23 protein-coding genes are annotated in these 20,045 nt (G+C 51.4%); 10 read left to right on the forward strand and 13 right to left on the reverse strand.

From position 1 onward, the window contains the following. Window positions 1–215: 215 nt before the first annotated feature. The 4 genes from HP435_RS04795 (at window position 216) to HP435_RS04810 (ending at window position 4,363) form a co-directional block, all read left to right on the forward strand. Window positions 216–911, forward strand: a complete 696-nt coding sequence (locus HP435_RS04795; RefSeq protein WP_063230467.1) for a response regulator transcription factor — start codon at window positions 216–218, stop codon at window positions 909–911. After that, window positions 911–2,371 (forward strand): sensor histidine kinase, encoded by a 1,461-nt coding sequence (locus tag HP435_RS04800; RefSeq protein ID WP_173597112.1) that lies wholly within the window; start codon window positions 911–913, stop codon window positions 2,369–2,371. Before HP435_RS04795 ends, HP435_RS04800 begins: the two co-directional genes overlap by 1 nt. Before the next feature lie 145 nt (window positions 2,372–2,516). After that, window positions 2,517–2,891, forward strand: coding sequence for a hypothetical protein (locus HP435_RS04805; RefSeq protein ID WP_122966218.1), 375 nt, complete (start codon window positions 2,517–2,519; stop codon window positions 2,889–2,891). Between the two features lie 455 nt (window positions 2,892–3,346). After that, window positions 3,347–4,363, forward strand: coding sequence for a S66 family peptidase (locus HP435_RS04810; protein ID WP_173598657.1), 1,017 nt, complete (start codon window positions 3,347–3,349; stop codon window positions 4,361–4,363). Window positions 4,364–4,418: 55 nt separating this feature from the next. Here HP435_RS04810 and HP435_RS04815 read toward each other — a convergent pair whose 3' ends face one another. From HP435_RS04815 to HP435_RS04825, 3 genes are all read right to left on the reverse strand, one after another. Beyond that, the gene (locus tag HP435_RS04815) at window positions 4,419–5,345 is read right to left on the reverse strand and encodes a DMT family transporter (protein WP_173598656.1); all 927 of its coding nucleotides are present in this window, start codon (window positions 5,343–5,345) and stop codon (window positions 4,419–4,421) included. Window positions 5,346–5,508: 163 nt separating this feature from the next. Continuing rightward, window positions 5,509–6,021 (reverse strand): GNAT family N-acetyltransferase, encoded by a 513-nt coding sequence (locus HP435_RS04820; protein ID WP_122966215.1) that lies wholly within the window; start codon window positions 6,019–6,021, stop codon window positions 5,509–5,511. Next, a complete protein-coding gene (locus HP435_RS04825; protein ID WP_122966214.1) occupies window positions 6,018–6,476 on the reverse strand; it encodes a DinB family protein in 459 nt (152 codons plus the stop codon). The genes HP435_RS04820 and HP435_RS04825 overlap by 4 nt, the downstream gene beginning before the upstream one ends. Before the next feature lie 165 nt (window positions 6,477–6,641). Between HP435_RS04825 and HP435_RS04830 the strand changes: the two genes are divergently transcribed. Further along, window positions 6,642–7,052 carry an acyl-CoA thioesterase gene (locus HP435_RS04830; protein WP_173598655.1) on the forward strand — a complete coding sequence of 137 codons (411 nt, stop codon included), beginning with the start codon at window positions 6,642–6,644 and terminating at the stop codon, window positions 7,050–7,052. A 72-nt stretch (window positions 7,053–7,124) separates the two neighbouring features. On the opposite strand, the gene HP435_RS04835 is transcribed toward HP435_RS04830, so the two are convergent. After that, window positions 7,125–7,277, reverse strand: a complete 153-nt coding sequence (locus HP435_RS04835; protein ID WP_229049827.1) for a hypothetical protein — start codon at window positions 7,275–7,277, stop codon at window positions 7,125–7,127. A gap of 281 nt (window positions 7,278–7,558) precedes the next feature. Here HP435_RS04835 and HP435_RS04840 point away from each other — a divergent pair, with 281 nt between their 5' ends. After that, window positions 7,559–8,110, forward strand: coding sequence for an HAD family hydrolase (locus tag HP435_RS04840; RefSeq protein WP_229049828.1), 552 nt, complete (start codon window positions 7,559–7,561; stop codon window positions 8,108–8,110). 65 nt (window positions 8,111–8,175) lie between these two features. On the opposite strand, the gene HP435_RS04845 is transcribed toward HP435_RS04840, so the two are convergent. From HP435_RS04845 to HP435_RS04855, 3 genes are read right to left on the reverse strand one after another with little or no spacing between them, the layout of a single operon-like run. Next, a complete protein-coding gene (locus HP435_RS04845) occupies window positions 8,176–8,346 on the reverse strand; it encodes a hypothetical protein (RefSeq protein WP_167470373.1) in 171 nt (56 codons plus the stop codon). Continuing rightward, entirely contained in the window at window positions 8,339–9,259 is a 921-nt protein-coding gene (locus HP435_RS04850; RefSeq protein ID WP_173598654.1) for an ABC transporter ATP-binding protein, read from the reverse strand. The genes HP435_RS04845 and HP435_RS04850 overlap by 8 nt, the downstream gene beginning before the upstream one ends. Further along, window positions 9,259–9,942 carry an ABC transporter permease gene (locus tag HP435_RS04855; protein ID WP_122966211.1) on the reverse strand — a complete coding sequence of 228 codons (684 nt, stop codon included), beginning with the start codon at window positions 9,940–9,942 and terminating at the stop codon, window positions 9,259–9,261. The genes HP435_RS04850 and HP435_RS04855 overlap by 1 nt, the downstream gene beginning before the upstream one ends. A gap of 136 nt (window positions 9,943–10,078) precedes the next feature. Between HP435_RS04855 and HP435_RS04860 the strand changes: the two genes are divergently transcribed. Next, complete coding sequence (locus tag HP435_RS04860; RefSeq protein WP_122966210.1) at window positions 10,079–10,795, forward strand: response regulator transcription factor; 717 nt, start codon at window positions 10,079–10,081, stop codon at window positions 10,793–10,795. Then, the gene (locus tag HP435_RS04865; protein ID WP_173598653.1) at window positions 10,792–12,570 is read left to right on the forward strand and encodes a sensor histidine kinase; all 1,779 of its coding nucleotides are present in this window, start codon (window positions 10,792–10,794) and stop codon (window positions 12,568–12,570) included. Before HP435_RS04860 ends, HP435_RS04865 begins: the two co-directional genes overlap by 4 nt. Window positions 12,571–12,617: 47 nt before the next feature. Here the strand turns inward: HP435_RS04865 and HP435_RS04870 are convergent, their stop codons facing one another. The 5 genes from HP435_RS04870 to HP435_RS04890 form a co-directional block, all read right to left on the reverse strand. Then, the gene (locus tag HP435_RS04870) at window positions 12,618–13,499 is read right to left on the reverse strand and encodes a YitT family protein (RefSeq protein WP_173597104.1); all 882 of its coding nucleotides are present in this window, start codon (window positions 13,497–13,499) and stop codon (window positions 12,618–12,620) included. Between the two features lie 133 nt (window positions 13,500–13,632). Beyond that, the gene (locus HP435_RS04875; protein ID WP_173598652.1) at window positions 13,633–14,421 is read right to left on the reverse strand and encodes an FkbM family methyltransferase; all 789 of its coding nucleotides are present in this window, start codon (window positions 14,419–14,421) and stop codon (window positions 13,633–13,635) included. A gap of 295 nt (window positions 14,422–14,716) precedes the next feature. Then, entirely contained in the window at window positions 14,717–15,997 is a 1,281-nt protein-coding gene (gene eutH / locus HP435_RS04880; RefSeq protein ID WP_063230453.1) for an ethanolamine utilization protein EutH, read from the reverse strand. A gap of 396 nt (window positions 15,998–16,393) precedes the next feature. Next, window positions 16,394–16,594 carry a cold-shock protein gene (locus HP435_RS04885; protein WP_063230452.1) on the reverse strand — a complete coding sequence of 67 codons (201 nt, stop codon included), beginning with the start codon at window positions 16,592–16,594 and terminating at the stop codon, window positions 16,394–16,396. Between the two features lie 268 nt (window positions 16,595–16,862). After that, entirely contained in the window at window positions 16,863–17,462 is a 600-nt protein-coding gene (locus HP435_RS04890; RefSeq protein ID WP_122966205.1) for a nitroreductase family protein, read from the reverse strand. Window positions 17,463–17,774: 312 nt separating this feature from the next. Between HP435_RS04890 and HP435_RS04895 the strand changes: the two genes are divergently transcribed. Both HP435_RS04895 and HP435_RS04900 read left to right on the forward strand, forming a co-directional pair. Beyond that, window positions 17,775–18,434 (forward strand): futalosine hydrolase, encoded by a 660-nt coding sequence (locus HP435_RS04895; protein ID WP_173598651.1) that lies wholly within the window; start codon window positions 17,775–17,777, stop codon window positions 18,432–18,434. Further along, a complete protein-coding gene (locus tag HP435_RS04900; protein ID WP_122966203.1) occupies window positions 18,435–19,280 on the forward strand; it encodes a 1,4-dihydroxy-6-naphtoate synthase in 846 nt (281 codons plus the stop codon). It begins immediately after the preceding gene. 132 nt (window positions 19,281–19,412) lie between these two features. On the opposite strand, the gene HP435_RS04905 is transcribed toward HP435_RS04900, so the two are convergent. Beyond that, complete coding sequence (locus tag HP435_RS04905) at window positions 19,413–19,937, reverse strand: superoxide dismutase family protein (RefSeq protein WP_122966202.1); 525 nt, start codon at window positions 19,935–19,937, stop codon at window positions 19,413–19,415. Window positions 19,938–20,045 lie beyond the last annotated feature (108 nt).

Genomic DNA, 20,045 nt, shown 5'->3' on the forward strand with positions numbered 1-20,045 from the left:
CTTTGCCGATCGATCAGATGAAGAAAAGACGACGCGCCGCCTTGCAAAAGGGTCTGGCGCGTTTTTTGTCGCTTGTTCACTTCCTGCTATTCCCGGACAGTTAGGACTTCTATCCGTCCACAACGAGGATGATCTGTGTTACCATGGGAAAAAGCTGTAGCGTCTGCAACGGCACTTTTTTCCTATGCCGTTCAAAGGAAAGGAGGTTGTTAGCCATGGCCCAAATGAAGGTCCTCGTAGCTGATGACGATCCAAATGTACGCGAAATCATTCGCCTTTATTTTGAAAAACAACAGTTCGAGCTTGTCGTCGCCAAGGATGGACGGGAAGCTCTTGCCCTTGTAGAGACGGAACAACCCGATGTTTTGATTCTGGATGTCATGATGCCGCAAATGGACGGTTTTGAGGCGTGTCGGGAAATTCGCAAAAAATGGGATACGCCGATTATTATGCTGACGGCAAAAGATGAGGAATTTGACCGTGTGCTCGGTCTGGAGCTGGGAGCGGACGACTATGTGACCAAGCCGTTCAGTCCGCGCGAACTGGTGGCGCGAATCAGGGCGATCATGCGCCGCCTGCAGCCAAAGCCGAAGGTCGAGGAGGATGCGCCGCGCATTTTCAGCTTTGAGCAGTTGACGATTGACCTGGACAAGCGGGAGGTCATCGTCGCGGGAGAAAAGGTCAGCTTTCGCCCGAAGGAATTTGATTTGCTCGTGCAGCTGGTCAAATCGCCAGGCAGCGTATGGTCGCGCGAGCAACTTCTCGAACAAGTGTGGGGCTTCGATTATTTCGGAGACGTCCGCACCATCGACGTTCATATCAAAAAGATCAGACAACGGCTGGAAAATCTCCCGTATGAGTGCATCCACACAGTCTGGGGGATCGGCTACAAGTTTGGGGTGGAGAGCTGATGCTGGGCACTTCCAAAAGCATTTTCCGCCGTCTGCTGTTCAGCTTTTTGGCTACTGTGCTTGTCGGACTGGGCATTTCCGGCATCCTGCTCTCCTTTTTTGCGAGGGAGTACATTTACAATTCCAAGGAAGAAGAATTGCTGCGGATGGCGAAAAAGGTCAACGTCGCGATTCACGACAGCAATCGGGTGAACAAGGAGTTGCTGGACAAGCTGGCGATGCTCGACGAATCGTTTGACACCCGGATATGGCTGTTCAACAAAGAGGGGAAAATTGTCGCGACTTCGATGAAGGACGAAGTTTTCACCGGAAAGTCGGTCGCTGTCTCCATCGCAGACAACGTGCTGAAAGGCAAAAATGCGGTCACGGAATTGAAAATCGAAGGACTGGAGGACCCGATGCTCTCAGTCTCTGTGCCGTGGGGCGAGGGGGAGCAGGTGTACGGGGGAATCATCCTGCATGCTCCAATCGAAGGGATCGAGAAAACGTTCGGGCAAATGCGCGAGTCGATTTTATGGGCTACGCTGTTCGGCGTTGTGCTGTCTACGGCGATGGTTTCCTACTTGTCCTGGTCGATTTCCCGCCCGTTGCGCACGATTGAGCGGACGGCTGCGGAGATCGGCAGGGGCAATTACGCAGAGCGCGTCCAGGTCGATACGCACGATGAAATCGGCGATTTGGCTCACACGATCAACACGATGGCGGAAAAGCTGGAAAAGGTCGAACAGGAGCGGCACCATCTGGAACAGGTGCGCAACGACTTTCTCGCCAATGTGTCGCATGAGCTGCGCACGCCGCTGACGGCGATGCAAGGATTTTTGGAGGCATTGCAGGACGGACTGGTAGAAGATGAGGAAGCGCGGCAAAAGTATTACGCCGTCATGTACTCGGAGACGATGCAGGTGAATCGTCTGGTCGACGACTTGATGGATTTGATGAAGCTGGAGAACAACGAGGTCAATCTCGCCAAGTTCCCGGTCGATGTGGCAGAGGTCATGAACCGCGTAGCTTTTTCATTCCGGCAAGAGGCGGAAGAAAAAGGGCTTCAACTGGTAGTCGAGGCCGAAGCGGAGCTGCCGCGCATCTACGCGGACAAGGATCGGGTCGCGCAAATTTTGAAGAACCTCGTGAAAAATGCGCTGAAATTCACTACGGCTGGCGAAATCCGGATGACCGCCGGGCTGCAGGAGCAATGGATGCGCATCCAGGTGCAGGATACGGGGATGGGGATTGCTGCGGACGATCTCGACCGGATTTGGGAGCGATTTTTCAAGGTGGATCGCGGTCGCTCCAAAAACAATAAAGGTACAGGGCTTGGACTTGCCATCGTCAAAGAGCTGGTAGAGCTGCACGATGGCGTGTGTCGCGTGGAAAGTGTGCCGGGGGAAGGCAGCACCTTTACTATTTTGTTGCCGATCATGCCGGTATCGCCCGTATCGCTCGTCAAACAGGGACCATGACGCTGCTTGCGGTCATGGTCATACTTTTTTCATAATTAGATCATGGTTTTTTCCTATTCTCCTTACAGAATGGTTATCTTTGCCCGTTACGATGTTCTTGTGACGGCGAGAAGGTCACGAAGCCAAGGATGAAAGGAGAATGAGCATGAATAAAAAATGGATTTCCATTGCAGCTGTCGCATTACTCCTGTCTGGAAGCCTGGTTGCCTGCTCCAGCACAACAGGGACGCCTGAACCAGCGACACAACAAGAAGGCACCAGTCAAACGACACCAGCTACAGGTGATGGACAATCGAGTGACAACTCGGTTTCGGAGGACAAATCGACGTCTGATGCATCGAGCAACAGTTCTGATGCGACAACAGGCGGCTCGGATAGCACAAGCACGTCATCTGACGCACCAGCGGCTGACAGCAACAGCTCAGACAGCAAGTCTGACGCAGGCGCTGCTGGAACGACAGGAACGGAAAACAGCGGATCAGCCGATCAGTCTACATCAACTGATACGAGCAAGCAGTAACGATTCGATTCGCCAACTGGAATCACGTTTGTAATGTTTGTTGAAACTCCTCTACTTCCCTCCCGTTTTATATAAATGGTTGACGGCTTCGTGCTGTCCCGGCTGTCGAGAAAGTCTCGGCAGCTATTTTTTTGCTGTGGCATCTGATCTGGCTGAACGGGAATCATCCGGCGGAGAAAGATCGTCCAGCATGGGTCACTATAGCGCACGTGTAAAGGGCTACTCCATCAAAAGTGGAGTAACCCTTTTTTCTGCACAGCCTAGCTGGTTTCGATACACGCATATGTATTGGAGAAAATCCGTTTTTCGAGATCGTTTTTCTTTCACTGGGTGTTGTTCCAACATGGATAGCAGTCGGCTTTTCAAATGGTCAGGGAGCAAAGCGCGTCATCCATATCCATCTGCTTTTTGTCTGATTTTACGATAAAATGGAAAAAAGGCGAGGGGGGAACATTGTGATTACATATCCGGTCTTGAAAAAAGGCAGCACAATCGGCGTAACGGCTCCATCGTCCGGGGTGCCGGCTGAATTGCATGAACTGCTTACACTTGCCTGCAAACGAGCGGAGGAACGGGGCTATTCAACCGTTTGCAAAGACACAGCATGGACGCAGCAAAAAGCAAGATCGGCTGATGCAGCCATCCGCGCAGCAGAATTTAATGCCATGCTTAGCGACGAAAACATCGATCTGATCATCCCTCCATGGGGTGGCGAACTGTTGATTGAAATTCTCGATCAGCTCGATTTTGAAGCCTTTCCCGCCAAATGGGTGCTTGGCTATTCCGATATCAGTCTGTTGTTGCTTGCGATTACATTGAAAACGGGTGTAGCCACGGCTCATGGCACCAATCTGATCGACTTGCGCGGGGAGAGCATGGATGCGACGACAGCCCAATGGGAGGCTGTACTTTCGACCAAAACAGGCGAGCAGGTTGTACAAGAGGCGTCCGAATACTACCAGGCAGAGTGGCAGCACGACAATCCATCACCTTATGTGTTTCACCTTACTGAGCCGACTCGTTGGAAAACGACCGAATCAGAGCCAGTACATGTGACGGGGAGGCTGCTTGGCGGTTGCATAGACACGATCCGGCATGTGATCGGAACACCTTACGGGGATGTAGCGCGGTTTCAACAAGCGATGATTCAAAATGAACAACTGCTGTGGTATTTGGAAAACTGTGAATTGTCGGCTGCCGACTTGCGCAGATCGCTTGTCCAGATGAAGCTGGCAGGCTGGTTCGCTCACTGTGCCGGGATCATGTTTGGACGCAGTGCAGCGAATCACGCTGTTCAGGGCTATACAGCAGAGGACGTGTACCAGGAGCTGGCGGATGAGCTGCGAATCCCGATTTTGTACGATATTGATTGCGGACATATGCCTCCGCAAATGACGTTTGTCAATGGAGCGAGAGCCACGGTCGATATGGCTGAGGGAAGAGCGAAGGTTACGCAACATTTTTGCCCGTAGCGGCATGGAAAAAAGGACAGCGAGCGAGTTGCCAGCTGTCCTTTTTCGCGTTTGTTTATGATCTTTTCGCTAAATCGGCGGCTTCAGTGGCAGTGCGCTTGCGCAGATTGGACAAGGCTACGCCGAGAAAAATGAAGGCAGCTCCAACGAAAAAGCTGGTGCCCAGGTGTTCGTGGAGCAACAGCCAGCCGAGAAAAGCTCCGACAATCGGCTGGACGAAAAAGAAGCCTGCGCCACTGCCAGCTTGCATAAGCTCAAAGCCCTTGTTCCACAAATAAAACGCTCCGGCAGTCGAGATTAGCCCGATATACAGGACGCCCGCCCAAATCTCCCCGCCAAATTGCCACGATATCGGGGTGACAGATAGCTCCCAGAGCATGACAGGACTTGTGAAGATGAGCCCGAACAAAGCGACATACGTTGTGACAAGCAGCGAGGAATAACGCTGCGTCGCTTTTTTGCTAAGGACGGTGTACAGCCCCCAGCTTACTGCTGCGACCAACAGAATCAGGTTTCCCGTCAATGACGATTGGGCATCCGCCTGATCCGGCACACCGATTACGATAATCACGCCAACCGTTGCAAGCACGATTCCGGCGGCTTGCTTGAAGTGAATGCTTTCTTTCAGCAGCCAGACGGCAAAAATCGCAATAAAAGCTGGAGATGCGGAAGTAATCAGGGCGCCCATATGCGCCGTAGAGAGCTTGGTGCCGAGAAATTGGGCTGCAATCGAGATCGTGACCCCGACAAAAGCAATGCCCATGAGCAACGGATAATCTCTTTTCTGAACGACTTCCTTGCGGGCCAAAGCGAATGCCCCCAACACGAGCAAAGCGATGCCGAATCGCAGGATCAACAAAGTAAACGGCGGAATGACTTCCAGTACGACTTTGCTCACGACATACACGCCGCCCCAAATCGCTGCCGCAAGTGTCAGGCAGATGGCGCCAAGCAATGACTGTTTCCATGGTGAATACGACATAACAACAATCCCTCCCGGAATGATCTGATCCGTACAAATAGGCTTGTATAGCCGGGAGGCAGTAAAAAAGACGCTTCCTCACCGACTAGGCGAGGACAGGCACATCACATTCATACAGGTGGCGCTTCATTGTGATTCACCTCCTTGTTAGCGGGATGAGGGTTCAAGCTTCAAGCCATTTGGCGACCAGCAGGACAGGCTGTGTCAACTGCCCGACAGGTGCTTCTACTTGACGATACTGCTCGTAGCCAAGCTTGCCCCAAAAAAGCAGCGCTGGTTCATTGTACGCGATAATACCATGGTGAATGTGTTTGGTGCCGCGCAATAGGCAAAAGTCTTCAAACAGCTTCACCGCTTCTGTTCCCAGCCCTTTTCGTTGCCAGGACGCATGCAGAACGAGCAAACTGACCCAGCTTTTCGCATCGTGCTCGCTGGAGAGGACGACGTGCATCACACCGACGGGAGCTTCCTTTACCGTCAGCAGGAGCCAATAGCCATGGGGAATCGCCAGCGCAGAATGGTACTCCGCTTCCAACTCGGAAAGGTTCATGGTGTCGGTACGGGAGCGCAGCAAGTTGTACTGTGGATTGCTGTTGTACATATCGAGCACGTACGGCAGCTCAGCACGCTGCATCTCGCGGATGACGAGTTGTTTTCCGGAAAAGGACAAGGTCATCTTGCGCCGCCGTATTTGCGAATCAGGCCGATTTGTCCGCCATGATACCCCATATGATAAATCAGGCGACCGAGAGCCTGACGGGGAGTCAGCGTGCCGATGGGAGCTTCGCATGCCACATCCCAGGCATCCTGTGGCAGAGTGGTCAAAGCATCGACGAGATAATCGTAAGACGCCTCGCAAATAGCTAAAAGCTCATTCATATCAGTAAAATTGCCTTCGTCCTTGACTGGACCAATCGTGGCCAGAGAGGAGATATAATCAGGAAGCGGACGCGCAAAAAACATGGTACAGAAGCGAAATTCGACCTCGGCGATATGGCGAATCAAAAAGCCAATGGAGTTTGATTCGGGAGCGAGCTTCAATGGCAGCTCGTCAGCCTTAAGGTTCGAAAGTGTGTTCAAATAGCGGGAACGGGCTGTTTGCAGAGAAGGCAGCAATTCTTGCTCGAACATGGAACCATCCTTTCACGTACCGTAATAGGCGCTTGTCCTTTCTTTTATTATAGGAGAATCAACGGGAAAGAACAGCGTGATCATTCGGAAAATTTTGAATGAATGTTCACTCAGTTGCCGATTTTCGTTATACTAAAGAAAACAACAGCCAAGGAGTGAGAGAAAATGGCCCATCGCTTTGCGTTTACCGTGCAGTCTACGGATATTGATGTAATCGGTCATGTGAATAATGCCAAGTATTTGGAGTATATGGAGTGGGCGCGTTTTGACTGGATCTGGCAGCTCGGATTTACACTCGATGAATTGAAGCGGCGGGCCATTATGCCTGTAGTCGTGAATATTAATATCAACTATCGCAAAGAGCTGCGGATGAGAGAAGAGGTTTATGCGATTACGACAGCGCTGCGGGTGAAAGAAAAAAGCTTCGTGATTCGCCATGAGCTGTTCAACATACATGACGAGCTGGTGGCCGATGCGGATGTCACGATGGTGATGATCGATGCCAACACGAGGCGGTCCATATTGCTGCCGGAGGAATTGAAAGAAGCTCTGGAAAAAGAACTGGCTGTGAAGTAAACCGTACGGCAATCGGCGATGAAAAAGCCGATCAGCTAGGCTAATCCTGCTTGAGCACAGGGATATCTTGTTTCAACTCCGAAACAGTGCCCTTAGCTCCAGCACTTCCTTTATCAAAGCATCCAGTTTGGCGTTTGTTTTATCCTTTCGATCCAAAAGAGCGCGAGTAACCAAACGAAGCTCATTCATTCCTTCCAGCAGCTGGTCAAGCTTCTCTTCTGACATGTCAATCCTCCTCCTTTTTCGCAAATGATGCCAAAAACGTGATGGCGGCTCTCATAATCCGTTACAATGATCTTAGCAAAAGACAGAGCCTTGCGCAGGTATTATTTAGAGGAAAAATGGAAGAGGAAGTGACCTACATTGTCTCGATTCAGTACGATCCTGTTTGATCTCGACGATACGCTGTTTGACTTTTCCGCTTGCTGGGAGCAGGGGATGCAGCAAACGATTGCCACTCATGCATTAACAGCAGGCATGGATGCTGCCGGACTGCTCTCGGCGCTGTGTGGATCGACGTCATTGCGAAAAAATACGATTTCACGCAGTATCGCCAGCTGCGGATGCAAAGGGCAATGGCTGATTTCAACCGGATCATCGAAGCCCGGGACGTGGACGATTTTCAGCGTGCGTACCAGGCGGCGTGTCTCGATGCCGTACAGCCTGATCCATCCGTGCAACAAATCGTTGCGCAGCTGGCGGAGCAGCACAAGCTTGGCATCGTCACCAACGGCCCGGTTGATATGGCGTTTATCAAACTCGAACGTTTAGGGTTGTCCTCCTATTTTCCGCAAGATCGGGTGATTATTTCCGAGCTTTTGGGCTATCACAAGCCAGACCCGCGCATTTATGCCACGGCACGGGAACGGCTGGAAGCAGCGAGCGGCGAAGTTTTGTTTGTCGGCGATACGTGGGAAGCAGATGTCGCCGGAGCCATCGATGCCGGCTTTAGCGCGATCTGGCTCAACCCGAAAGGAAAGACGGCGACCACAGACCACAAGCCGCTGGCCGTGATCGAACGCCTTGATCAACTGCCGTCTTACTTATCATTCATGTGATCTGTTGCGCCGAAAAAGACAGCTTCGTCCCGGCAAAATGTCGGGATAAAAGCTGTCTTTTTCGTTTACTCGCCTGTACCGCGTTCTGTCCATTTCTTCCGGACGATGATGATCAAGTTCACGGTAATCACTCCGATCAGGAGCCATGTGGAGGGAGTCCACAAGTCGTCATTTTTGAAGATAATCCGATAGACAAAGACAGTGGACAAAATCAATAAAATCATTTTGCTAGACATAGGTATCATCATCCTGCATAAAGATTTTTTCCAGAGAGGGAACTTCCACATTCACACCGTAAATATCCACGCGTTCCTGTACGAGCGCGCGTACCAGCGCGGCGACTTTTTGTTCCTCATCCACTTGAAGCGAAAAGCGACCATCCCCCCAACTGAGGTTGCGACCGAGCGATGCGATAAATGTGCGCAATGCAGGGTGCTCGTCAGTGGCAAAAGCGGAGTGGCGAACTTGTACTTGCCGCCATGTCTGCTGCGCTGCCTGCAACTCGTCGAGGCTGCCGAGCGAAGCGATTTTTCCGCTTTTCATGATGGCGATGCGGGTGCAAATCTTTTCTACCTCATGCAAGTTGTGCGAGGTCATAAAAATCGTTTTGCCCTTCTCGTGCAGACGGCGCAGCAGCTCCTGAATGTGCAGGGCGGATTCGACGTCAACGCCAGAGGTAGGTTCATCGAGGAACAAAATTTCCGGATCGCCGATCATTGCCTGGGCAATTCCGAGTTTCTTTTTCATCCCGAAAGAAAAAGTTTTCGCTTTGCGCGAAGCATGTTCAGCAAGCTCTACCGCTCCGAGGATGCGCATGCACTCCTCATTCGTCAAGGCAACTCCTTTGACACGAGCAAAATAGCGCAGATGATCGGCAGCCGACAGAGAGTCGTAAAAAGTGGAATAGTCCGGCAAGACGCCAATGCGCCGTTTCCATTGTTCATCGCGGACGTCCTGGCCAAACATCTCGATTTGTCCGGAAGTCGGGCGAATAATCCCTGTCAGCATGTTGATAAAAGTAGACTTCCCGGCTCCGTTTCGCCCGAGAAACCCGAAGATTTCCCCGCCTTGTACAGACAGGCTTACTTGATCGACGACGGTGCGGTCACCGAAACGTTTGCTCAATTCCATCGTTTGAAAGACGGCCATTAACAATCCCTCCTTTGGAACAAGTACATGGAAGCGCCGAGAAACAGGACGACATAGCCCCAGATGACTCCGACCCACGCGCCGCCTTTTTCCAGGTAAGTAAACGGAGTCAAGTAAGCGATCCATTGTGCAGCAGGCTGCTCGGAAAACGTGCTCCACAATCCCAGTCCCGGGAGCAGCATCGCCACGACAATTCCGAGAAACATCGTGTAGCTCGGGCGCGGAACTACGAGAGACAGCAAGAGAGCCAGCGAAATGCAGTAGACGAGCAGAGACAAGCAGTGCAAAAAGGTTTTGGCGTCAAACGTATGCACAGTAGCGAGTACGACGCCAAAAGTAATCACGAGACAGCTCAGCCAGAAGCAGAGGATTCCGAGAAATTTCCCCAGGATGATCTTGTTCCGGGAAGTGCGGGTGACGAGAAAGCGAATCGTCCGGCCTGCCAGCTCACGGTTGATGACGTCATGCGACAGACTAAAGACGAAGAGCGGTCCCAAAAGCATAATCAATACAAAAACGCCCAAGGCGTGTCCCTTCGCCAGTTCTTGTTGGGGGATCAAAGTTGCCGCTTGATTGACCAGATCGGAAACCCAATACGACACGCCGACGATAAAGGCGATCGTAATCAGTGACTTGATACTTTTGAACAAACGAAAATATTCATGCCTGCAAATAGCCCACATAGTGTTATTCGCTCCTTTCTCCTACAGCATAAAGGATGAATCTTTCCTCTACGAAAACGCAACCTTACCATTACCTTATCTTTTATAATGGCTGCCCCCGCTCGTGATATGATGAGGGGGAAAAGGGAGTGAGAATGTGGAACAAGAAGCGAGAATTTTGCTGGTAGATGACGAGGAAGCGATTTTGCACATGCTAAAAACCGTTTTGCAAAAAGAAGGCTTCGTACATATAGATACATGCACAAGAGCCGAACAGGCGCTGCGGATGGTCGAGGAACGCCAATATGACTTGCTGATTCTCGACGTCATGCTGCCGGACAAAAACGGCTTTGAGCTTTGCTCCGCTGTTCGCCAGCGCACGAAAGCGCCGATTTTTTTCCTGACGGCGAAAGGAACCGACTTTGACAAATTGAGCGGCTTTGCTCACGGGGCAGACGATTATATCACCAAGCCTTTTCATCCATTGGAAGTCGTCGCCCGGATGAAGGCGCACTTGCGCCGAACGCTGGGCGGGCCAGCACCTGCGCCGGAAGCGAAAATTTACGACTTCGGCCGTTTTCAGGTCAATGCAGAGGCAGCCGAGTTAACCGTGAACAACGAGCAGGTTGACTGTCCGGCGCAAGTCTTTTCTTTGCTGGTGTTTTTTTGCCAAAATCCGAATCGCGTGTTCACCAAAGAACAAATTTACGATCACGTCTGGAAGGACGAGTATGGGCTGTTCGATGAAAATACGGTGATGGTGCACATCCACAAGCTGCGCCAGCGAATCGAGGAAAATCCGGGACAACCGAAGTATTTGCTTACCGTCAGAGGATTGGGATACAAGCTGGTGACGCCAGGGAGACAGGCATGAATCTGCGCAAAAAGCTGATCATCCAATACGTTCGCCAGTTTTTCGGCTTTTTGCTGGTTTTGCTTCTGTGCCTGATCGGCTCGCTCATCGTTTTGGGCTATCGCCTCATGAACGAGGAGCTGGAAACGGATCTGTCCCGCTTGGTCGCTTCCGATTTGCGCATGCAGCTCGAATGGGAGCAAGACAAGATAAGTGTCAACGACCGAGTGAAAAAAAGCGTCGATAGCCACAACGGCTGGCTGCAGATTATCGATCCGAAAGGGAAGCTTTTGTATGCGTATCGCACCCCGGCGACTATCCCGCAAGCGTATGAGCCGGGAGAGTGGATCACGCAGACGCAAAACGACCAGGCTTCGGCTTACTACGTGAAGCATTGGGTGGTAGAACAGGAGCTGTCGGAGCAAAAAGTAATCGTGCTGTACGGGACGCCAGCTCCGGAAAACGCCTTGATGGCGCAGCTTTTGGCAGCAAAACCGACAGTTGGCTCCCCGGTTCCTGCCGAGCTTGCGAACAGCTTCTCCCTAGAAAAGGGCTGGTACGCCATTTATGATCGGCAAGGCAAGCTCGTCGCGGAGTACAACGCAGCAGATGCAGCCAAGCAGCTCGATCTGATCCCGATTTTACAGAACGGCAAAGAAAGCCGAAACGTCCCTGTCATCACCACTAGCCGCTACGACAAGACGAGCGGTTTTACGTATATCGTGGGTGTTGCCAACCCGTGGTATCGCCCGGGAGCTGCGGCAGAGTCCGTCGACAACATGATTGCCTATTCGTTTTTGCAGGTGGGCGCCGTCCTGATTGTGTCTGTGCTGCTGGCGGGCAGCTGGTATGCGCTGCGGGTCGGGAAACCGCTTTTGCATATGGTGAACTGGCTGGGCAACCTGGCGCAAGGACGCTATGCAGAGCCGATTGGCAAAAACGGTCGGCGCATCGGAACGACGCGAAAAGGCAAGCGGAAAAAGTCGTTCGCCGTCTTTCAGGACATTTTTGACGCGTTGGCGAAGCTGAGCCATACTTTACAGACCAATGAAGAACGGCAAAAAGACATCGAGAAAACGCGCGAAGAATGGATATCCGGGCTTTCCCATGATTTGAAGACGCCACTCAGCTCGATTTTTGGCTATGCGACCATGCTGGAGTCGGAGCAGTACGAGTGGGGAAAAGGGGAAGTAAACCAGTTTGGCCGAACGATCCGGGAGAAAGCCGATTACATGAATGGCTTGATCGAAGACTTGAATTTGACGTACCGCTTAAAAAACCACGCGCTGCCGCTGATGAAAGAGCCAGTGTCTGTCGTGGAGGCGATCCGCAGAATGACAGCTGACCTGGTAAACGAGCCGAGCGCGTCTGGGCACGAGATCGAGTTTGAGGCTCAAGAGGAAAAAATCGTGGCGCTGCTCGATCCGAAATGGTTTTCGCGGATCGTCATCAACATTTTGACCAATGCGATCCGGCATACGCCCAAAGGGACGCTTGTGCGCGTAGAGGTCAGTCTTGCTGCCCCTGACAGCTTTGCAGTTCGCATCGCGGACAATGGTCCGGGGATGGACGAAAAAACAAAAGCGAGCTTGTTTGAACGCTATTATCGCGGGGGGCACACCAAAGAGGATACGAGCGGAACCGGACTGGGGATGGCTATCGCCAAACAGCTTGTTCTCGCCCACGCCGGGAACATCGAGGTCAAAAGCGAGCCAGGGAAGGGAACAGAGGTAGTGATGATGTTTCCTTGCCAGACGCAGACAGCAAGTCATGGCAGCCTGCCGACAAAGACATAAAAAAGGTGCCGCTGATAGTCAGGCGGCACTTTTTTTTGCAGAGCTTCTTAGTGAATGGCGTTTTTCTTGAACTGCCCGCCGCGTACATCGTGGATGTTGCCGACTGCCAGGAAGGCATTCGGATCAAGCTCCTCGACGATCAGCTTCAGCTTGGCTTCTTCCAGACGGGTGATGATGCAGAAAATGACTTTCTTGTCATCTCCGGTATAACCACCCTCCCCTTTCAAGTAGGTGATACCGCGTCCCAAACGGGCAACGATGGCGTCTCCCAGCAACTTGTGGTTTTCGCTAATGATCCAAACGGATTTGGATTCCTGGAAGCCTTCGATGGTCAGATCGATCATTTTGAAAGCAATGTAATAGGCAATCAGCGAGTACATCGCGCGATCCCAACCGAATACGAATCCGGCACTGCTCAAAATGAATAGGTTGATAAACATGACGATCTCACCAACGGAGAACGGAGACTTTTTGTTAAACAGTACCGCGATAATTTCCGTACCATCCAGAGAGCCGCCGTAGCGCAGAACAAGTCCTACTCCAATCCCCATGATAATACCGCCGAATACCGCAGCAAGCAGCGGATCATCCGTCAGTCCGGGAACGGGATGCAGCAGAGTGGTTCCGAGGGACATGATACTTACCCCGAAAAGCGTAGAGATTGCAAAGGTCTTTCCGATTTGCTTATAGCCGATTATGAGAAAAGGCAAGTTAAGCAAGAATAGGAAGATGCCAAGAGACAGAGATGTGAGATGCGAGGCAATGATGGAGATACCTACGATTCCTCCGTCGATGATCTTGTTCGGCACCAGAAAAATCTCCAGAGCCACAGATACAAGGGAAGCACCGACGAGAATAAAGAAGATTCTCTTCAGCAACTTTCCAATGGGTAATTTTTGATGAGTCGATTGTGCATTGAGTTGTTCCATCGTTTCTCTCCCCATTGTGAAATTTTGTACCTTTTTATTATAACATTCATTTTTGCTTGACTACTGCTCAATTGCACATTACACAAAAAAAATAAGCAAATTCTGATATGTATAATTGAATTTTGGCCGCAGATCAATCGGTCATAATCAAATAAGGGCACTCTCCGGTCGCCAGCACGATATCGAGGTCGATTTCTACCGTTGAGCCTTCGCTATTGAGGACGAAGAAGCGCTTGGAGAACGTCTGGCGATAGTGGCAAAGCAGTTGGGCGAACGGCTCCCAATCGGCTTGCAGCATGTTGCGGTTCAGCTCAAAGACGACGTTTTTCGCCTGGCTGGAGAGTACCCGTTCCATGCCGAGAAAAGCTTGGTATTCGCCGCCTTCAATATCGACTTTGACAAAATCAATGCTCTGGTCTGGCGGAAGCAGATCGTCGACGGCGACAGCGTCCACTTCGAGCTGGTCAAATTCATCCAGATAGTGCTTGTGGTAAGCTTCATTGTGTTGTTGCAGCGAGCTGTTGCCGAGGAAGCGACGGGAGGCGTAGAACGAAATGCGCGACTTCCGGGAAAAGGCCGCCAGCCGATAGCTCTGTACGCGGTCGTGAAAATAGTTGATGGAGAGATTGTCCAGCAGAAAGGCATGGCAGCGCGGGTGCGGCTCTAGCGCAAACAGCTTTCCGGTCGGTCCGATCAATTGACCGAGCAAAATGGTAAAATAGCCGATGTGGGCACCCAGCTCTACAACGACCTGACCAGGCTTCACCTGCTGGCAAAAATAGCGGGTCAGCGGGCTCTCATGGGTTCCGTTTGCCGCAAGCTCGACGCCCACACTCAAGTCTTCCGAGGGACTAAGCAGCTTTTTGCCATAGCAAGTCGTGAGCAAAAGCCGATTGTTTCCCAAATAGACAGGGGAATGCATCCAGAAATCAGCTCCTTGTCGCATTTTTGTCAATACAGTACAGCGTATGTACAGCAGGACGTTCTGAGACGTGTTGCTTTTTTGCGAAAGGCATGGCGCAACCGTTCCATGCGTCCGGCAGAAAGGGACGAGAATACTGGGCGACAAAAAAAGCAGCGGATTTGTCCGACTGGCTCGGTGTCATGAGGCTGTCTTGGCGGTGTGAGCGTCCTTTTGCGGGCGCCGCGACGATGACGTGACATACATACTGCATACAAACAGCAAAAAGACCGCCCTTGATGGACGGCCTTGCTTTTTATTCTTTCGTAGCAGCTACTTCAGAAGCAGCTTTATTGGATGCATGGTGATCCTTGTATTCATCAGGGCCGATGATGCCAGCTGCGCGATCTTGTTTCTCCAGCTCCAGTGCTTTTGGCACAGACAGCCAGTAAGAGAGCGCGATTGCAATGACACCTGCGCCGAGCTTGCCGAGCATGACAGGCAAGATGATGTTAGGCTGGAAGTTCGCAGAGAAGGACAAGTGGTCACCCAGCAAGAACGCTGCACATACGGCAAACGAGATGTTTACCACTTTGTCTTTTGGCGGCATGGAACGCACGAGACGGAACATCGCCAAAATGTTTGCGACAGTTGCCAGAAGCCCCGCACTGCCTGTTGGGCTAAGACCCAGCTTGTTACCGAGTGCTTCCAGTGGCTTCGCCGCGTATTTACGCAGCAAGTATACCATCGGGAACGCACCGCAAAGCATGATACCGATATAACCGGCTGTTTCCAGGGCGCGGTACTGGTCTTTCGGGTCGGCGATGATCGGATCGAAGCCCCAAGCGCCAAAGAGGGTAGTAAAGATGCCAGTAAAGTATTGCACGATCGAGAACACGAGTACGAGTTTGATACCAGCGTCCATTGTTTTACCGAAGATCATGAATCCGCGAATCATCAGGTCAGGCATGAAGCGCAGACCAGCGGCAATCGCTATTACGAAAATGAGGATAGGAGACAAGTTCAGCAAAACCTGGCCGATTCCGATTGCAAAAGCGTAGGTGGAGTCAGCATTCGTAGAGATTTCAGCACGCACTTGCGCATTGGTCAAAGAGAGAATGGCACTGGTGATAAAAGCGCCGATCGGAACAGTCAAAATCCCGGACATGACGCCAAGCGCCATGTATTTGTGGTCGCGCTTGTCCAGCATGGCAAGTCCCATCGGAATGGAGAATACGATCGTGGCACCAGCCATCAGACCGACTACCATTGCCATTACCCAACCCTCGGTCGAGCTTTTCAAAATGTTCGCCAATTGGTATCCACCCATGTCAGAGGCCAAAATCGCGGTCGCTGCCAGGGCAGGGTCGGCGCCAATTTTGTGGAAAATCGGCGATACGGCTTTTTCTACAAACCAGGAAATATAAGGGAGAGAGGCCATGATACCGGCAGCAGGTACGAAGATGTAACCGGTTGAGTGAATCCCTTCCATGAACTCCTTGCCAAGCCCTTCATCGCTGTTGCGGATTGCTGCGATCGCACCGATGACTGCGCATAGCATGATGATGTAAATAATGACACTTCCAATGTGCTCCATGGACAACCCCACCTTTTTGAAAGATGTAAACAATAAAAGCGCTTAGGAATCCCTGAAAACAGGATGTACCTAAGCGCCTTTGCTTATTTTGTATGGACTTGTTTAAACAGCTTTATGATTGCTAACCATCTGGAACCGCTTTCAAACAAAGTTAGAAAATAAGCGAAGGAATCACTATCATTGCGTAAAATTTTGAAAACTTCATGCTGGAAAGCGCCATTGCTTTTCGCTGCATTATAACGTGATTATATGGGGAGCGTTGACTATTGTCAACAGCTCTTTAGGGACAAAGTCCGAATTTTATAACGCCGATCGACAAAAAACGACTTTTTCCGCCTGAAAAAGGCAGTAAAAAAAGCCGCCCCGCTATGCAGCAAGGGCAGCTTCGTGAGTCAATTACAGTTTTACAACGTTCTCAGCTTGTGGGCCGCGGTTGCCTTCTACTACGTTGAACTCAACGCGTTGGCCTTCTTCAAGAGTTTTGAAGCCGTCGCCAGTGATTGCGCTGAAGTGAACGAATACGTCGTTTCCGCCTTCAACTGCGATGAAACCATAACCTTTTTCAGCGTTGAACCATTTTACTGTACCTGTTTGCATGGGTGTTACCTCCAACAATATTAAAATGAATATGCAACTTTTATTTGTGGATAAAATAAAATTCACACATTGTGAAAGGTTCAAACATAACTGTAAACCCTTTACAATATGTGAACGCTTTTTTGAAACATCTTTTGTTTAAGTTAATACTACCACAGACAAATGCGGAAATCAATCGCTTACTTTAATATCTTCCCGGTAAAATATAGACAAAGACGGCGAAAAGCTGAAATGGCTTCGCGCCGTCTTGTCATGAGCCGTGAAAAAATTAGGCGAAGAACTTCACGCGCTCTTCGATTGGCTGGAACTGTTTCTCGCCAGGCTGCGCGGTTGGCTTGCCGAACGGCATTTGCGCGATCAGCTTCCACTCGCTTGGGAGGTTCCATGTTTGTTGGACTTCTTCATTGATCAGCGGGTTGTAGTGTTGCAGGGATGCACCGAATCCTTCTGTTTCCAGGGCAGTCCACACGACGAATTGCAGCATGCCGGAGGATTGCTCGGACCAAACCGGGAAGTTGTCTTTGTAGGCTGCGAATTTTTCTTGCAGACCTTTCACTACGCTTTGGTCTTCGAAGAACAGAACCGTGCCGTAGCCATTGCCAAATGCGTTCATTTTTTCTTCCGTAGGAGCGAAGTTTTCGGCTGGAACGATTTTGCGCAATGTTTCTTTTGTGAGGTTCCACAGTTTATCGTGTTGTTCGCCCAAAAGCACAACAACGCGGGCGCTTTGCGAGTTAAAGGAAGATGGAGTATGCTTTACGGCTTCTTCAACAAGCTCGCGGATGCGCTCGTCAGAAGCAACGGCTTCCTTGCTGATTCCATAATAAGTTCTTCTGTCTTTAACGGCTGTAAAAAAGTCTTTGCTCATGATCATTTACCTCCAGGAGATTGTGTTTTATTTACATAGTGGATGAAAAAAGTTGAACTTATTCAACATAATTAACTTACATTTCGTAACTTAATATATTTTATTAGAAGCACATTGTCAATACCTTTCCGGCAAGGAAGTTGCAGTTTCACTATCAGTATTCCCAATCTCAGTGTAAGTAATTTCCTTTCGCTATACAAACAAGTCAAACACTTTACAGCAAAGAAAAGTAGCGATAACGTGGAGGAGGAAAAAGTTTTTTCAAACAGGATGAAAACAAGCAGGGAGAGCGGAAGGAGGGCAGGCGAAAAGATGCTTGATCAGCAAAAAAAGCAGCGCATCCTGATCGTTACATCGGTAGCGGTTGAACGGGATGCGGTCATCGCAGGTATTGGTGAAGATGAGCGGTTCACCTTTTTGATCGGAGGCGTGGGGCCAGCAGCTGCGGCTGCCAGCACAGCACGGGCTTTGACCGAAGCTCGCTACGATCTGGTCGTATGTGCCGGAATATGCGGCGGATTCGTCGGACGCGCAGATGTCGGTTCGCTCGTGGTTGCCAGCGAGATTGTGTGCGCCGATTTGGGGGCCGAGACACCGGATGGTTTTCACAGTGTGGACGAGCTAGGGTTTGGTTCTGCGCGCGTACCAGTCCCGGATGAGCTGGCAGAGCAGGTGGAGCAAGCCATGTTGCAGGCGGGCTTGCCTGCTTATCGCGGGCAAATTTTGACGCTGTCTACGGTGACGGGAACGGCGCAAACGGCGCAGGCACTGGCAGAAAGAATGCCGGGGGCGCTCGCGGAGGCAATGGAAGGCTACGGCGTTGCCATCGCCGCGCAAGCAAGCGGAGTGCCTGTACTGGAGATCAGAACAGTTTCCAATGCGATCGGCCCGCGCGACAAGTCGGCTTGGCGGATCAAAGACGCTCTGGAAGCTTTACAAAAAGGAAGCGCAGTATTGCGGGAGGTGCTGTAGATGAAGATTGCATTTTCACCGTGTCCGAACGATACATTTGTCTTTCACGCCTGGGCGCATGGCTTGATCCCTGGCGCACCGGAACTGGACATCATGTACGCAGATATTGACATTACGAATACGCTTGCGACGCGGGCGGAAGGCCCGGAAGTGATGAAAATTTCTTACGCCGCCTTGCCGTGGGTGCTGGACAAGTATGCGCTGCTTCCGTGCGGAGGGGCTTTGGGCAGAGGGTGCGGCCCGCTTGTCCTGACGCAAGGCGATTCCGGCGCGAGTGCCAACGATCCGGCCCGGCTGTCCGGCAAACGGGTGGCGGTACCGAGCGAGCGTTCCACAGCTTACTTGTTGTTCCGCTTATGGGCAGCGCAAAACGTCCCGGGAGGCGTCGGAGAAATCGTCGTGATGCCGTTCCATGAAATCATGCCAGCTGTACGAGACGGCAAAATCGACGCGGGGCTGGTCATCCACGAAGCGCGCTTTACTTATCAAAACTACGGTCTTTCACTCATGACCGATCTCGGCAACTGGTGGGAGGCGGATACGAATCTGCCTATTCCTTTGGGAGCGATCATCGCGCGCAGATCGATGGATTTGGAGTCGCTGGCGAACTGGACGCGGGCATCGGTGGAGTACGCCTGGGCGAACCCGACAGCATCCGAGGAGTATGTCATGTGCCATGCGCAAGAGCTGTCTGTTGAGGTTGCCAAGGCACATATTGACTTGTACGTAAACGAATTTACCCGAGACTTGGGCGAAGATGGCTATGCGGCGATTACTGCCTTGCTCGGTCGTGCAGCCGAGGAAGGGCTTGTCCCTCGCTTCGATCTGTCGCTGCTGCGCGGATAGACAGGCAAGGAAAAAAGAAAACGAAAAGCACAGGGGCTGCGTCTCTGTGCTTTTTGGCGTCCATGGCAGGAAGGGCGGGGGAGAGATTGCGGAGAAGCGCTGCTTTTGTCATGGAGTTGAGCTGTGATGGGGCTAGGCGGGCATGATGATGCCGCAGGCGAGTCTTTTGCCGCTATTCCCGGATGGCTGTGTCCGGTAGTCGTCGGGATTTTGGTGAATGATCACTGATCTTCCGACGACATCTGCTGCCCTGAACTTGTTGGTAAAAAAGCTCATTCGCGTGTACCCGTCATTGGAAAAGAGTACGGGGAAGTCGCCGGCATGGTTGCCGTGCGGCTGGTTGGTCGGGTTCCAGTGGCTTCCCGCTGCGGTAAAAGGATCGTCGGCATTGCCGACAGTGCACACGCCGTGGTCGTGCAGGTGAAAGCCAAAAGGACCGATCGGCTGTTGATTGCCGGATGCAGGCTTGTAGGGCGGTAAACCGATCGCTTCCACATACACCTCTGTCCCGTACGGAACGTCCGTGAAGACGACATAGCCGTTCAGGTTCGGAGCCAGCGGCCCGCCCTGAATTTGCGCATAGGCTTGTGTCGGCGCAGCCGGGTATGAGGAAGAAATCATTCTCGCGTCGTAAAAATAAGGCGAATACCCGTTCATTTCCACATCCCCCTCATGATGGAATGGTTACGATGATCATCCTATGTAGCAAATGGGCGGATGGTTCATCGACGAACGAGTCGCTTATGTTGACGCTGATAATTATTA

The organism is Brevibacillus sp. HD3.3A, from assembly GCF_013284375.2.
GTDB classification, from domain to species: domain Bacteria; phylum Bacillota; class Bacilli; order Brevibacillales; family Brevibacillaceae; genus Brevibacillus; species Brevibacillus parabrevis.

Excerpts from the sequence above, each read along its gene's own strand:
- HP435_RS04865 (WP_173598653.1), top strand. The coding sequence starts at position 10,792 with ATGAATCTGCGCAAAAAGCTGATCATCCAATACGTTCGCCAGTTTTTC.
- HP435_RS04800 (WP_173597112.1), top strand. The coding sequence starts at position 911 with ATGCTGGGCACTTCCAAAAGCATTTTCCGCCGTCTGCTGTTCAGCTTT.
- HP435_RS04905 (WP_122966202.1), bottom strand. The coding sequence starts at position 19,937 with ATGAACGGGTATTCGCCTTATTTTTACGACGCGAGAATGATTTCTTCC.
- HP435_RS04845 (WP_167470373.1), bottom strand. The coding sequence starts at position 8,346 with ATGTCTAGCAAAATGATTTTATTGATTTTGTCCACTGTCTTTGTCTAT.
- HP435_RS04795 (WP_063230467.1), top strand. The coding sequence starts at position 216 with ATGGCCCAAATGAAGGTCCTCGTAGCTGATGACGATCCAAATGTACGC.
- HP435_RS04830 (WP_173598655.1), top strand. The coding sequence starts at position 6,642 with ATGGCCCATCGCTTTGCGTTTACCGTGCAGTCTACGGATATTGATGTA.
- eutH (WP_063230453.1), bottom strand. The coding sequence starts at position 15,997 with ATGGAGCACATTGGAAGTGTCATTATTTACATCATCATGCTATGCGCA.
- HP435_RS04815 (WP_173598656.1), bottom strand. The coding sequence starts at position 5,345 with ATGTCGTATTCACCATGGAAACAGTCATTGCTTGGCGCCATCTGCCTG.
- HP435_RS04805 (WP_122966218.1), top strand. The coding sequence starts at position 2,517 with ATGAATAAAAAATGGATTTCCATTGCAGCTGTCGCATTACTCCTGTCT.
- HP435_RS04885 (WP_063230452.1), bottom strand. The coding sequence starts at position 16,594 with ATGCAAACAGGTACAGTAAAATGGTTCAACGCTGAAAAAGGTTATGGT.
- HP435_RS04890 (WP_122966205.1), bottom strand. The coding sequence starts at position 17,462 with ATGAGCAAAGACTTTTTTACAGCCGTTAAAGACAGAAGAACTTATTAT.
- HP435_RS04870 (WP_173597104.1), bottom strand. The coding sequence starts at position 13,499 with ATGGAACAACTCAATGCACAATCGACTCATCAAAAATTACCCATTGGA.
- HP435_RS04820 (WP_122966215.1), bottom strand. The coding sequence starts at position 6,021 with ATGACCTTGTCCTTTTCCGGAAAACAACTCGTCATCCGCGAGATGCAG.
- HP435_RS04895 (WP_173598651.1), top strand. The coding sequence starts at position 17,775 with ATGCTTGATCAGCAAAAAAAGCAGCGCATCCTGATCGTTACATCGGTA.
- HP435_RS04875 (WP_173598652.1), bottom strand. The coding sequence starts at position 14,421 with ATGCATTCCCCTGTCTATTTGGGAAACAATCGGCTTTTGCTCACGACT.
- HP435_RS04855 (WP_122966211.1), bottom strand. The coding sequence starts at position 9,942 with ATGTGGGCTATTTGCAGGCATGAATATTTTCGTTTGTTCAAAAGTATC.
- HP435_RS04850 (WP_173598654.1), bottom strand. The coding sequence starts at position 9,259 with ATGGCCGTCTTTCAAACGATGGAATTGAGCAAACGTTTCGGTGACCGC.
- HP435_RS04900 (WP_122966203.1), top strand. The coding sequence starts at position 18,435 with ATGAAGATTGCATTTTCACCGTGTCCGAACGATACATTTGTCTTTCAC.
- HP435_RS04825 (WP_122966214.1), bottom strand. The coding sequence starts at position 6,476 with ATGTTCGAGCAAGAATTGCTGCCTTCTCTGCAAACAGCCCGTTCCCGC.
- HP435_RS04835 (WP_229049827.1), bottom strand. The coding sequence starts at position 7,277 with ATGTCAGAAGAGAAGCTTGACCAGCTGCTGGAAGGAATGAATGAGCTT.